This is a genomic window from Candidatus Lernaella stagnicola (assembly GCA_030765525.1).
Lineage (GTDB): Bacteria > Lernaellota > Lernaellaia > Lernaellales > Lernaellaceae > Lernaella > Lernaella stagnicola.
Genome location: JAVCCK010000015.1, coordinates 37318 through 51002, shown reverse-complemented (window position 1 = coordinate 51002; position 13685 = coordinate 37318). Strand labels below are relative to the sequence as shown.

Annotated in this window: 11 protein-coding genes; 8 read left to right on the top strand and 3 right to left on the bottom strand. The window is 59.7% G+C overall.

Annotated elements, in window-relative coordinates; translation table 11 throughout:
- The first annotated feature begins 133 nt into the window (after positions 1–133).
- Positions 134–886 carry a DUF169 domain-containing protein gene (locus P9L99_07210; protein MDP8223130.1) on the top strand — a complete coding sequence of 251 codons (753 nt, stop codon included), beginning with the start codon at positions 134–136 and terminating at the stop codon, positions 884–886.
- Here the strand turns inward: P9L99_07210 and argH are convergent.
- The 3 genes from argH to P9L99_07195 are packed head-to-tail and all read right to left on the bottom strand — an operon-like array spanning position 883 to position 4008.
- Complete coding sequence (gene argH, locus P9L99_07205; protein MDP8223129.1) at positions 883–2268, bottom strand: argininosuccinate lyase; 1386 nt, start codon at positions 2266–2268, stop codon at positions 883–885. The two genes, P9L99_07210 and argH, sit on opposite strands and share 4 nt — an antisense overlap.
- 1 nt (position 2269) lies before the next feature.
- On the bottom strand, positions 2270–3541 hold the full coding sequence (locus P9L99_07200) for an argininosuccinate synthase (GenBank protein ID MDP8223128.1): 1272 nt from the start codon (positions 3539–3541) through the stop codon (positions 2270–2272).
- 11 nt (positions 3542–3552) lie between these two features.
- On the bottom strand, positions 3553–4008 hold the full coding sequence (locus P9L99_07195) for a hypothetical protein (GenBank protein MDP8223127.1): 456 nt from the start codon (positions 4006–4008) through the stop codon (positions 3553–3555).
- A gap of 286 nt (positions 4009–4294) precedes the next feature.
- On the opposite strand from P9L99_07195, the gene P9L99_07190 reads away from it, so the two are divergent.
- The 7 genes from P9L99_07190 to P9L99_07160 all read left to right on the top strand — a co-directional run bounded on the left by P9L99_07190 (position 4295) and on the right by P9L99_07160 (position 13678).
- Positions 4295–7501 (top strand): hypothetical protein, encoded by a 3207-nt coding sequence (locus tag P9L99_07190; GenBank protein ID MDP8223126.1) that lies wholly within the window; start codon positions 4295–4297, stop codon positions 7499–7501.
- 64 nt (positions 7502–7565) lie between these two features.
- Positions 7566–8507: a hypothetical protein gene (locus P9L99_07185; GenBank protein ID MDP8223125.1), complete on the top strand. Its 942-nt coding sequence runs from the start codon at positions 7566–7568 to the stop codon at positions 8505–8507.
- Positions 8494–9390: a hypothetical protein gene (locus tag P9L99_07180; protein ID MDP8223124.1), complete on the top strand. Its 897-nt coding sequence runs from the start codon at positions 8494–8496 to the stop codon at positions 9388–9390. The genes P9L99_07185 and P9L99_07180 overlap by 14 nt, the downstream gene beginning before the upstream one ends.
- Positions 9391–9411: 21 nt before the next feature.
- The gene (locus P9L99_07175) at positions 9412–10383 is read left to right on the top strand and encodes a hypothetical protein (protein MDP8223123.1); all 972 of its coding nucleotides are present in this window, start codon (positions 9412–9414) and stop codon (positions 10381–10383) included.
- 40 nt (positions 10384–10423) lie between these two features.
- The gene (locus P9L99_07170) at positions 10424–11863 is read left to right on the top strand and encodes a hypothetical protein (protein MDP8223122.1); all 1440 of its coding nucleotides are present in this window, start codon (positions 10424–10426) and stop codon (positions 11861–11863) included.
- 10 nt (positions 11864–11873) lie between these two features.
- Positions 11874–12875 (top strand): hypothetical protein, encoded by a 1002-nt coding sequence (locus P9L99_07165; protein MDP8223121.1) that lies wholly within the window; start codon positions 11874–11876, stop codon positions 12873–12875.
- Positions 12876–12898: 23 nt separating this feature from the next.
- Entirely contained in the window at positions 12899–13678 is a 780-nt protein-coding gene (locus P9L99_07160) for a MotA/TolQ/ExbB proton channel family protein (protein MDP8223120.1), read from the top strand.
- The last annotated feature ends 7 nt before the right edge of the window (positions 13679–13685 follow it).

The window sequence follows — 13685 nt, the reverse complement described above, 5'->3', positions numbered from 1 at the left end:
GAATTACCAAATGCCGCCGCCGCATGCAAGGCGACGCGCCTCGCGGTCCTTGCCCAGCTTTCCAACAATCGCTGTTTCGGCTATCTATATTCCCTGCCGAACCAACAGGCACAACAAGAAGAAGGAACCAACGATGAACGCCGATTTTCAACAGCACTTTCTCGCTCAATGGGAAAAATACTTTCCGCAAAGCGAACTGCCGATCGCCTACTTCTACAGTGACAATCCCGACCCGGAGATCATTGCCAAACCGGTCGAAGGCTGGCGTTGCCTGATCGCCGACCTCGCCCGCGTTCGCAAAGGCCGACCGACCGCCGTTAACCTCGACTCCATTGGCTGCCGCGGCGGCAAGTACTACGCCGGATTCTCCGACGAACTGGCACCACAGTTCCCCTATTTTCTTTCGTACGGCATTCCCGGCAAACTGGAGGGCGAACGCTACAAAAAGTCCCCGGAAATCGTCGAAGAAATCATGAAGGGCCAACCCCGGCAACCCGCTGCCGGCAAATACCTCGTCTTCAAGCGGTGGGACCAACTGGCCGACGCCGACGAGCCTCGAGCCGTCGTCTTTTTCGCCGCGCCGGACGTTCTTTCCGGTCTGTTCACGCTCGCGCAATTTGATGAAACCATTTCGGACCCGGTGATCATCCCCTTCAGTTCCGGGTGCAGTTCCATCATCAGCCATCCCCTGGCCGAGGTGGACAAACCGGTTCCGCGCGCCGTCGTCGGCCTGCTGGACGTGTCCGCCCGCCCTTACGTGGCGCCAAACGTGATGACCTTTGCCATTCCAATGGCGAAATTCGAGCGCATGGTTGCCAATATGGATGAGTCGTTCCTGATCACCGAATCGTGGGGCAAAATGCGCGAACGGCTACTGCAACCTTAGTCCGCGCGTCGTCGCGGAGGCACCGAGATATCCGATAGGGCTTCGCGCAAGCGTGCGATTTGTTCCCGCACGGCAGCGGGTGCCGTGCCGCCGCGCACCGTCCGCCGCGCTACAGCCTCATCATAGGAAAGCGGCACGGCTTTCCCGCCGAATTCGGGAAACGCAGCGGCTATCTCTTTTTCGGAAAGTGAATCAAGCTCCCGCCCCGCCGCCTCCAACTCGGAGACGACCCGCGCCACCCGCTCGTGCGTGAGGCGAAAAGGCACGCCCGTCATCGTCAACGCGTCAGCCAGATCGGTGGCCAGCAAGTCGGCGCTCAGCGCCGCGCGCATGCGGTCTTTATCGAAGGTCGCCGATGCCGACGCCTGATGAAAGACCGCCACGCAAAGCAGCGCCGTATCCATGGCGTCAAACAACGCCGCCTTGTCCTCCTGCAGGTCCTTCGCGTAGGAAAGCGGCACTCCCTTGGTAAGCGAAAGCAGCGTCATCGCGTGCCCGATGCCACGAGCCGCCTTGCCGCGCACCAATTCCATGGCGTCGGGGTTTCGCTTCTGCGGCATCATCGATGAGCCGGTGGACCACGCGTCGGCAAAGCGTAGGTATCCGAAAGCGGGCCCGGCCCACAAGACAAACTGCTCCGCGTAACGTGACAGGTGACCGGTCAACACCGCTGCGGCCGCGGCCGCTTCCTGAGCAAAATCCCGATCGCTGACCGCGTCCATCGCGTTCTCACACACGCCCTCGAAGCCTAGCTCCTTCGCCAGGCGTTCACGATCCACGGCAAAGCCCGACCCCGCCAGCGCCCCCGCGCCAAGTGGGCAATGATTCGTTCGGTCGAACGCATCGCGCAGGCGCCGGGCGTCGCGCATCAGCGCAAACGCCAACGACATCAGAAAATGCCCCAGCGAAATCGGTTGCGCCGGTTGCATGTGAGTCATGCCGGGCAGCAGCGTGTCCACGTGACTCTCCGCGGCGTCGGCCAGCCACGCGGCCAGTTCGCACACGGCATCCAAAAGCGAGGTCAGCGCGTCACAAAGATACAGACGCAGGTCGCACGCCACCTGATCGTTGCGGCTGCGGCCGGTGTGGATTTTTCCGCCCGCCGCGCCGACCTTTTCCGTCACCAGGCGCTCGACGAGAGTGTGCACGTCCTCGTCCGCCGGCATGGTCGAGAAGGTCATCCCCGCAATTTCGTCCAGCGCCGCCAGGATCTCCCGCTCTTCGGCGGCGCTGAGTATCTCCAGCCGAGCCAACCCCCGCGTCCAGGCGCGGTTGGTCAAAACATCATAGGGCAGCAAGCGGATATCGACCGGCAGCGACCGGTTGATGGCGTCCATCAATCCACTGGTGTCGGCGTCGATCCGCCCGCGATAGAGCGTCATATCAATCCCTTTTGAACTTGGAATAGTTCGGCGCTTTGTATCCCGCCATCGCCTCGCCGCCCTCCATCTCGATCAAGGTCCGGACTTTGATCGGCAGGCCGTAGAGGTTGATGAAACCTTCCGCGTCGCTTTGGTCGTAAACATCGTCCTGACCGAAGGTGGCGAAATCCTCCCGGTACAGCGAATAGGGCGAACGGCGCCCGCGCACCATGACGTTACCTTTGTACAGCAACAACCTTACTTCGCCGGTGACGTTGTGTTGCGTCTCCCGCACGAAGGCGTCCAAGGCTTCGCGCAGCGGCGTAAAGTAAAGACCGTTGTAGATCAGTTCGGCATATTTCGGCGCGAGTTGGTTTTTGAAATGCATCGTGTCCGCGTCGAGCACCAGGCTTTCGATTTCATGGTGTCCGACATACAAGATCGTCCCGCCCGGCGTCTCGTACACGCCCCGCGACTTCATGCCCACAAGGCGATTCTCGACAATATCCACCCGGCCGACCCCGTGCACCCGGCCCAGGTCGTTCAGCCGCGTGATCAGCGTGGCGGCCGACATCTCTTCACCATTAACACTCACGGGCACGCCGCTGACGAATCCAATGATGATTTCCTCGCCCTTGTCCGGCGCCTGTCGTAGGTCGTCGGTAATCTCGAACACGCTGTCCGGCGCGCTTTCCCACGGGTCTTCCAACTCGCCGCCCTCACTGGACAAGTGCCAGAGGTTGCGGTCGTGGCTGTAGATCTTCTTTTCGTCGATGTTGACCAACGCGATGCCGCGTTCCTTGGCGTAGTTGATGGCGTCTTCGCGCGAACGGATATCCCAAAAACGCCACGGCGCGATGACGGGGATCTTCGGATTGAACGCTTTAAACGTGAGTTCAAAGCGCACTTGGTCGTTTCCTTTGCCCGTACAGCCGTGCGCTACCGCATCCGCGCCTTCGGCTTCGGCCACCTCCATCAGGTGCTTGGCGATGACCGGCCGCGCAATGCTCGTTCCCAGCAGGTAGCGTCGCTCGTAGATCGCCCCGGCCTGCATCATCGGGAATATATATTCAGAGCAGAACTCTTCCCGCAGATCCTCGACGATGGCCTTGTCGGCCCCCGTTTCCAAAGCGCGCTCTTCCAGACCCGCCAGTTCGCCTTCACCTTGCCCCACGTCCCCGGCGTAGGCGATGACGCGACACCCGTAGTTCTCTTTCAGCCACGGAATGATGATGGATGTATCCAGCCCGCCGGAGTAGGCGAGCACAATCGTTTTGATTTCGTCGTGCGACATTCAGTGCTCCTTCAACCCGGCAACACAACATCCGGCAGATGCTTGCCGAGGATAGTCAAAATTTCCCGCTGCGCCGCTTTGCCGTCGCAAGCGACCATGATCGTGTCATCACCGGCGATCGTCCCGGCAACGACTGATAGTTGCGCCCCGTCGAGGGTCAGCGCCACGATGGCCGCCTCACCGGGATCGGTGCGCAACACCAACAGGTTGTCGCCGGCGCGCCGCACTTCGTGGACACGACCGCCTAGGCCGCGAGCCAGGTCCACACGGCCGACCGCTTTGGCCGGCGGCGCATAAGCCCCTTGGACCTTGATCAAGCCCAGCGCGTGAATATCGCGCGAAACCGAAGCCTGCGTGGAATTCACACCCCGCTCGGCCAACATTTCCACAAGCTGGATTTGGGTCGTAACGCGGTGGCGTGTTACCAATTCGCGGATCACGCGACGTCGTTTCTCCGTATCGCTCATCGATTTCCCCTTTTGAATAATAATGCACTATATCGCATAAAACATTATTTACATGCAAGCGCTCATTAGCTTCGGAAAGCAAAGCTCCAACCGGCCCGACGCGACCACTCCCAGCCGCTTGGCATGCGCGCGGGAATTGCGTGTTCACCACCCAAATGGTATAGTGCGCCGTCTGATAACCAAGTCGTGCGAATGACCACGGTTTTTCGGGTTTGGGGATCGAATCTGCCACCATTTCATCGCACGACGAAAAAGCGGTACCACGTTACCCGATCGAGCAAAAGCCATGACAAAATCCGTCGGAACCTTTGCGTTTACGATTTTGCTGCCGGCCCTTGCCCTCCTGACCATCCTCGGTCCTTACTTCGCCGGCGATTTTATTCACCCCGCCGCAGCCGAACCTGATACCGACGCCATCGCGTCCGAAAACCCCGTTACTACCGCTAAGAAAATCACGCAGGGCGTCCTCGTCAACAATCAGGCCGCGTTTTGGCTCAACCTGTTCGCCAAAAACCGCGTTACCTATCAAGGTACCGGCCCTTGCGAAAACTGGGGCTTTTCCATTGTGACCCAGTATCTGGGTCGCGGCGACGATCTGCAATCGGTCGAAACGCCGCTGGTGTTTGATTACCACTGCGCCCCTGCCGATGTCGAGCCTCCGCTTTGCACCGTTGTGTACGATCGAGGCGCGTTGACCGAACGCTTCCTATCCCACGAGGCGGGCGTCGAACACCATTTGACGATTCGCCACGCGCCGGTCGGGTGGGACCCGCTGGAAGTGATTCTGCCGCTGCACGACGCCTCGCGCGCGAGTTTAACCGAAACACCGGCGGGCCTGGAACTCAGCTTTGCCAACCGTCCGATCTTGTCGATGCAGGGCCTGGTCGCCATCGACGCAAAGGGGCGCGAGTTGCCCGCCGCCCTCGCCGCGGTGGACAACGAGGTGCACGTGGTCGTCGAGGACGCCGGGGCCGCGTATCCCCTGGAGCTTTCGTATACGTTGACTTCCGACAAAGAACGTCTGCTCGACTTGGGGGATGGGGACGATCCCGCGTGCAACGCGCCCACGGCGAAAAATGACTGCGGTTCGGCGATAGAAATCCCGACGATCCCGACGCTTTTCAACGGCGGGCTCGATCTTTCCGACGACAACGATTACGGCGGCTCTTGCGGCGGCGGCGGTTTGTTCGGCGGTCCGGATATCGTCTACTACTATGAGGGCTTCGCGGGATCCAGTTACATGATCGACCTTAATGGCGACGACTTCCCCGAGCCCGACACAGTCCTGTACGTTCGTTGGGGCACCTGCGGTGATCCCGACGCCGAAGTGGCGTGCAGCGACAGTTACGACGATATGAACCACAGCCGCGTGGTCTTTGTCGCCGAAGATAACGGCACCTACTACGTGTTCGTCGACAGCGACGTCTGGCTCGACGGCTACGTCTTTACCCTGGAAATTCAGACCTGCGAAAACGGCGGTTGCCTCATCGATGGCGAATGCTATCCCAACGGCAGCATCAATCCGGACAACCAGTGCCAGGTCTGCAACGTCTCCCAAGCGTTTGACGAATGGACCAACGCCGACGGCCGCGCCTGCGAAGACAACGTGTATTGCAACGGCGAAGACACCTGCCTCGACGCGCTTTGCCAAGAGCACACCGGCGACCCGTGCGGCGACGACGGCTTGTACTGCAACGGCGCTGAAAGCTGTAACGAAACGCTCGAGCAGTGCGATCATTCCGGCAATCCGTGCGGCGACAACGGCTTGTTCTGCGACGGCAACGAGTTCTGCGACGAAGACAAGGACGAGTGCACGAGTTCCGGCAATCCCTGTCCCGACGACGGACTCTTCTGCAACGGCAACGAGAGTTGCGACGAACTCGAAAACGCCTGCCTGCACAGCGGCAACCCCTGCCCCGACGACGACCTATTCTGCAACGGCGCCGAATTCTGCGACGACAACCAGGACATCTGCACCAGCTCCGGCAATCCGTGTCCCGACGACGAACTCTTCTGTAACGGCAGCGAGGAATGCGACGAGGGCAGCGACGTCTGCACGCACACGGGCACACCTTGTCCCGACGACGGGCAATTCTGCAACGGCTCGGAGTTCTGCAGCGAACTGGATGACGAGTGCGGCACAACCGGCAACCCCTGCCCCGACGACGGCGTGTTCTGTAACGGCGATGAAAGCTGCAACGAGTTCCAGGACGTCTGCGTCAATTCCGGCAACCCCTGCACGGACGACGGGCAATTCTGCAACGGCGACGAATTTTGCGACGAGGGCACCGCCGCCTGCGTCAACACCGGCAACCCGTGCCCGGACGACGGCGTGTTCTGCAACGGCAACGAATCCTGCAACGAAGTGCAAAACACTTGCCAACAGACCGGGAATCCCTGCACCGACGACGGCCAATTCTGTAACGGTCTCGAATATTGCGACGAGGCGAACCAAACCTGCGCCCGGACCGGTAGCCCGTGCCCCGACGATCTCGTCTTCTGCGACGGCACCGAATTTTGCAACGAAAATGACGACTCCTGCGGTCACACCGGCGACCCCTGCCCGAACGACAACCTCTTTTGCAACGGCAATGAATTTTGCGACGAGGGCTCCGAGTCCTGCGGCACGACGGGCAACCCCTGCCTGGATGACGGTCTGTTCTGCACCGGCGCGGAGGTTTGCGACGACACCGACGACACCTGCCTGCATACCGGCAACCCCTGCCCGGACGACAGCGTGTTCTGCAACGGGCAGGAACTGTGCAACGAGTCCTCTAACGAATGCACGCGCTCCGGCAACCCCTGCCTCGACGACGGCCTGTTCTGCTCCGGCGTCGAATGGTGCGACGAGTCATCCGAACAATGCCGGCAGTCGGGCAATCCGTGTCCCGACGACAACGTCTTCTGTAACGGCGAGGAACTGTGCGACGAGCAGGACGACCAATGCTCGCGCGGTGAACCGCCCTGCGTCGACGACAGCCTGTTCTGCAACGGCGACGAATCCTGCGACGAGCAGCAGGATATCTGCCTGCACATCGGCGACCCCTGCGAAGACGACGGCCTGTTCTGCAACGGCGACGAGATTTGCAACGAACAAATCGACGCGTGTGATCAAACCGGCGAACCCTGCCCCAACGACGGGCTTTTCTGCAACGGCGAAGAATTCTGCGACGAAGAAACGCTGCAGTGCCTCAACACCGGCGAACCATGCTTTGACGACGGCCTGTTCTGCAACGGTGAAGAAACCTGCAACGAGCAACTTGACGAGTGCCGCTCTCAAGGCGACCCTTGCGCCGAAGATGAAATCTGTGACGAGACCGCCGACGAATGTTTCGCTGCCGGCGACGACGATACCGCCCCTCCGCCGGGCGGCTTCAATGACGACGACGACGACACGGACACCGGCGAGCCGGCCGACGACGACGACCAAGGCGACGAAGACGAAGGTGATGGTGATCTAGTTGGCGGTGGCTGCGGATCGTCGTTACGATGACTGTTCCCGAAGTGAAGATACGCTGTCGAACCACAAACAAATTGCACGCTCAGGAGATAGCCGTTTGACTGCTCGGCGACTTGTTTTGACCATCGCGCTCGTTTTGGCTTTCGGCCAAAGTGCGCAAGCCCAAAATCTGCTGGAAAAGAACGTCCATTACTTCCTGCCCGTCGTGGATGACAGCGGCATCATCTGGACCTACGGCTCGGCCCCGCTCGGCATGGGGCGCATGCACTACGGGCTGTACGCCGACGACGCCGTCGCCCCGGTGGCGCGGTTGCGCGATAACGGCGAAATCCAACACGTCGTCCAAAACCAGGTCGGCGCCCAACTCCTCTATTCCGTGGGGCTGTTCCACATCGCCAACTTGGGATTCGCCGCGCCGCTGATCCCCTACCGGCAGATCAACGGGCAATTCGAAGACGATTTCAAATTGGACCAGGGGCTCGAAACCTTCGCGATGGAAGATCTGCGCTTCGATTCCAAATTCACGATCCTCAACCGCCGGCAAAAGTGCCTCGGCGTCGCCGCGCTGTTCCGCGTCGGCGTGCCCATCTCCGGCCAGGAGAACTCCTTCGCCTCCGACGCGGGCGTCACGCTGCACCCGGCGCTCATTGTCGACCTCGGCCGCCGCTGGTGGACGGTCACGACCAACCTTGGCTACAAATACTACGTCAATCCCGGCGATTCGGAACTCTTCAACCTGACGGTCGGCGACGAGATATCCTTCAACCTCGGCTCGGTGTTCCGCGTCAGCCGCTCGCAGCAAGTGTTGCTCGATTCCGCCACACGAACACAGGTCGCCACGCCCTTCGGCGAGCCTGATCTCGATTACTCGGAAATTCTGGTCGCGTACCGCAAGTACTGGCAGCGACTGAATTTCACCGCGCTCACGGTGGGCGTCGGTGCCGGCCTGCTCTCGGGCGTCGGCGATCCGACGGTGCGCTTTTTCATCGGCGTCACGCGCGACGAAAGGAGAACCAGTCCTGGTGATGTGGTTTACTAACAAAACAACGTGGATCGTCGTCCTTTGTTTGGCGATGTTGCTCGCCCTGGGCGCGTGCGCGAAGAAGAACGTCAATACCGATCCCGCGGCGCCGACTGAGGTCTCCGACCCCTCCGTCCAGCCGCCCGGCAACGACCCGGAAGCGACGCGCCGGTATGTCTCCGAACTTAAAGGACCGCCGACCTACGACCTGTTCGCCAAATCTCTCGACTATGCCGAGAAGCAGCGCGGTATCGAATTCCGGAAAAACGAAAACGGGAAATACGTCCTCTACAGCGCGTATGCCTGGAACCACGTTTCCCTTCCCGATGCCGACAACAACTGCCTCTACGACGTGAAATTCAACCGCCTGACCAGCTTCCAAGGAATCGGCAGAGGCTATTCGACCATCCTCGATCTCGAAATCACCCCCGGCCCCTGCGGCATCTCCGCCGCCGACCTGCGCGTCGAAGCCCTCGACCGCCTGCAAAATCTCGAGGGCGCGATCATCTCCCAAAAGGTTCTGGAGAACATGCGCAAGGGGACGAATTTCATTTCCGACCGCAAGTTCCTGCAAGACACGCTGCAGGTGCCGTGGAAAGTGGATTCATCGGTCCACGGGCTCGAGCCGTACCTGGCCCAAAACCTCGAACGCATCGAAGCCCCCCTGGAAGTCACCTTCGGCGACATCCTCGTTTTCAGTGAATACATCGGCGAAACGACGGTGGGCATTTACGTCGGCTACGGGGTGATCGTCTGCAATTGCTGCTTCCGGACGCAGGTTCACCGGCTGCGGTCCGATCTTGAATACAGGGTGTATCGTCTTTACAGTGGCTTTTCGCTGGCCGGGTACAAGATTCATCAGGATTCGGTTTTGCAGCAATTTCTGGCCAACCCGCAGTGATCGGAGGAAAACAGGCCGCTTATGATTGAAAAGAAATTCCTCGATCAACTCGACAAAAGTTTGTCGCCCCTCGAAATCGAACAAGTTACGATTCACTTCGATTTCGATTTGGACGCCAACAACTCCTTGTTCGAAATCATGGTGGACGACGGCCCGGTCGATCCGCGGGAGATCATTCCGCACCTGCCGCCCGAGCGAAACAAACCCGGCTACGGCACGATGCTCAAAGATTGGCTCTCCGAAACGGCCAGAAAAAAGGAAACGTACGTCTACTTGGCGGTCTTTGCGCTGTTTGTCGGCGTCTTCGGCCGCATCACCACCGCGGTGATCGACGAAGAGTTGCTGGCCATGGTGGAAATGCCCGAAATGATGACGCCGCCGCCCGAACGCACGCCGCCGCCGCCACCACCGGAAGCGACGCCCGAACCGACGCCGCCGCCGGAAGACGAGCCCATGCCCACGCCCAAACCGATGGATCAGATGGAGCAGAAGCTCGAAGACCTCGACAACCAGCAGGAACTGAAGGAACTGCAAATCGACCAGCCGAAAACCGATCTGGCTCGCGATCTGCAGAACTCGCAACTCAACGCCGTGAAAGACAGCGACAATTCCGCCGGCGTCATCAGTCGGCGCTTCGCCAATACCACCGGCAAAGCGACGGACAACTCGTCGGTCAATCTGTCCAACGTCGGCCGTAAACCGGTGCGGCAAGACAGTCAGGGAACCTCGAAGCTCAAGCGAATCGGTTCGACACCCAAGGCCAAAGACACCGGTGCCGGGTCCAAAGCGCTGGGAGACCTGGGCGGAAAAAAGAAGTCGAACACCGACAGCGGCTCCGGCGGCACCATCAATTGGATCAAGCTGCCCTCGACCGGGCCGGTCGCGCATCTGCAGTACCGCTGCCAGGGCAAAACCGGCTATGTCGTCGCAGGTAATTATCGCTTGCTGTGCGGCAGCGACAAAATTCAATCCGCGTGGATTCGCGGCAATTAGATTGGTTTGATGAATCGCGAAACGGAGTGAAACAAAACTCATGCAACGACGCGTTCTAATTGGAAGTCTGGTTCTCCTGCTCCTGCTCACCGGCCTCGCGGCCGCCGAATGGGAGTCGTACAAAGCTCTGTACTCGGCCGGCGAGTACCAACAGCTCGCCACGATGTGCCAAGGTCAAGAAGACGCCATCGATGCCGACGCGGGCGCTCACATCATCTATAAGTACTGTGGCATGGCACACCTGCGGCAATACGAAAAGACGAAACAGGGCGTGGATCTGACCTACGCGGTCAAATACCTGGAGAACTCCATCGCCTTCAGCTATTCCGAGGAAGCCTCGTTCAACCTCGGCGTGGCGCGTATGCAGGCCCTGGATCATTTGAGCGACGGCGCGGACATGGCGCAACGCGAGTACGACGCGCTCAACGAAATGTGGGAAGCGATGCGCAACCTGCACGCCCAAGAGAATTTCGCGCGTGAGACGCTCTCGGACAATCTGTTGATTTGGTCGCGTGATTTCCGCGACGAAGTGATCGAGCGCGTGCTGAAAAGCGAGGACGCCCCCGGGCGCGCCCGGCTCTTGGCCGCGTACCTGCGCATGCTGGCCGATCGTTTCGAACTCGTGGACCCGACTAAGGCCGACAGCGAAGTGCGCCAGAGTAACCTGAAGTTGTTCAAAGATTGGATGACCGAACTGCACGAACTGAGCTACTTCGACAACAACCCCGTCGTGGGAATGTACAAATACAAAGCCAATCGGCACCGCGAAAAATACGATCAAAGCGAAAAGACCGAAGCCGATTTCACCAAGGCGCTGCACTTCTATAACGAAGCGCTCAAACGCGTTCGCACCAACAAGGCGCGCGCCGTGCTCAATGCCGACGTGGCCTACCTGTGCAGCCTCTACAACAGCAAAGACAACGAGAAGCTGGTCTCGTATTACAAAATCGGCTTCACCAACGCCTACGAGGGGCTCAACGTCATGGCCAAAATCAACCAGGCCAAGGCCGACAGCCGCCGCGAGGAATATCCCTACGAAATGGACAGCAGCGAGTTGATCGCGCAATTGCAGAAAAGCTACGGCTCGAACCTCACGGGGCTCGAGTACTTCCACCATCTGCGCAAGGATCACCGCAGTGTCGTGTCGCTGAAAGAGTTCGTCTTCAACTCCGGCTTTAATTGGGAGGGCAAGGAGACGACCTTCCTGCTGATCGCCGACGCCGCCGACAAGCTGGCCTCCAACGCCCGCCGCAACCGACGCGCCTTCGACAATTACAAGGAAATCTGCCTTTTCGCCTCGACCCGCGCCTTCAAAGCCACGCTCCAGAAACACGGCGGACGCGCCCCGGTCAACGACGCGGAGTTCTGCCGCGTCTACCAAAACCACGTCAACTACTTGCGCCGCTTCGGCGAGGCAATTGAAGCCCGCGAACTGACGCTGCGCTACGACCCGGTCTGTCAGGCCGCGGCGGCGGAATAGGGGTGGCGACATGAACAAGCACACGATTCGCATTCTGACTATCGGCCTGGCCCTGCTGCTCGTTATCGCGTCCATCGGCTTGGCGCAGGATGACGGCGGCGATGCCGACGACGCCCCGCCCGCACCGGTAACCGATGCCGCGCCCGACGTCGCGCCCCCGGCTCCCATGCTGCTTAATCTCAACCTCGAATGGGTTAACAGCGACATCTGCCGGCTCATCGAAGAACTGCGCCGCACGCGCGATCCATGGCAAAAGCGGGAGATGGTCGAGCAGATCGAATACATGATTTACAAACACGTCGAGCATCCGCTGATGTTCAAGCAAGCCGAACGTTCCGCGCGCCTCGACCTGGACCGCATCGGCACGTCATCCGACATCGTCGACGCCGGCTCCGCGCATCCGCTCGCGCCGCTGGTTGGTGAAGCCTTCGCGCTCTACGCGGTCGCCAAGGGATACGAGGGGTTCGCGGCCGCCGCCAACGATTGGATCAAACGAGCCAAGGCCGTCTACCCGACCGTCGAGGCCGTGACGGTAAAGATCGATACGTATCAGGACCGCCGCCCGATTCGCTTCTGGCTCACCGAGAGCCTGGGCAACTGGGCGCGTACCGATACGGTCCGCGTGACGATCGAAGGCAAGAACATTTCGCAGGCCTCGGTGGCCAAGGTGATGGAACAGAAAGTTCGCTTCGCGTCGCAGAAAGGCACCGCGAGCGACTACTACCTCGCCGTGGCGCAGGCGGATTTCTTGCGCGGCCTGAAGCGTTACATCGTCACGACCGAGAAGCTGACCGAGCAGCGGCCCAATCGTTTCGAGATTTATTTGCCGCCCGGCAAGTACACGATGGATACGGGCAGTTCGGGCGCGCTGCCGATCGAGTTCAAAATCGTTTCAGACCCGAGCGAAAATCGTTTCGTCGTGGAAACGCTTAGCGACTCGGTAACGCTTTACGCCAAGCCGGAAGTCGGCGAAGCGAAGAAATCAGGCGGCGAAAAGCCGAAAGACAAATAACAAAACCATCGGTGGAGGAATCGATGTCACAGTCCGATACGAGTCTCTCGAAGCGAATAAAACAACCGAACGTGATCGTGATCGCCGCGCTGATTGTCGTGCTGCTGGTCATCGCGCTGATGAGCCCGGCGATTCTTGAAAGCAAAGTGTTGGCCGCCAAGTTCAAGCCAATGGTCGGCGCCGCCGGTCGAGTCTGCGTGTTCCTCCTGTACGCCATGACGATCATCCTTTTGGTCAACTACGTGTACTACGGCGTCTTTCTACTTAACCGACGAAACTTTTACAGCGAATCCCAACGGCGGGGTTTGGTAAAAGTGCTTGCCAATCCCGAGGCTCGCGCCGACATCCAGGTGTTTCGCAATAAATCGGATCCACTCACCGTGGAGAGCAATATTCTCACGGAGATTGTGGCGGCGATGCTGCCCAATGCGCTCAAGCAGCAATTCATGCTCGAGCAATACTTCAAGGCCAAGATCGAAAACTACATGAACCGCTTTGCCGGACCGATCAACACGATCACCACGCTCTCGGGCCTCGGGCCGATCGTCGGTTTTCTCGGCACCCTGCTGGGGCTGATCCTGGCCTTCGCCGTTTCCGCCGAGGCGATTCAAACCGAGGGGCAAATGAGTCCCGACACCTTCAGCGAACTGCAGTACTCGATCATGATCGCCATCATGACCTCGGTCTTCGGCGTGGTAATCAAGATTTTGGGTTCCATCCTGCGACAGGCGTTGCTGGCCAAGGTTGATAAGATCAACGACGAAATTTCCACGATTCCCATCGAATCCATGTACAGCAACTAGGCACCGC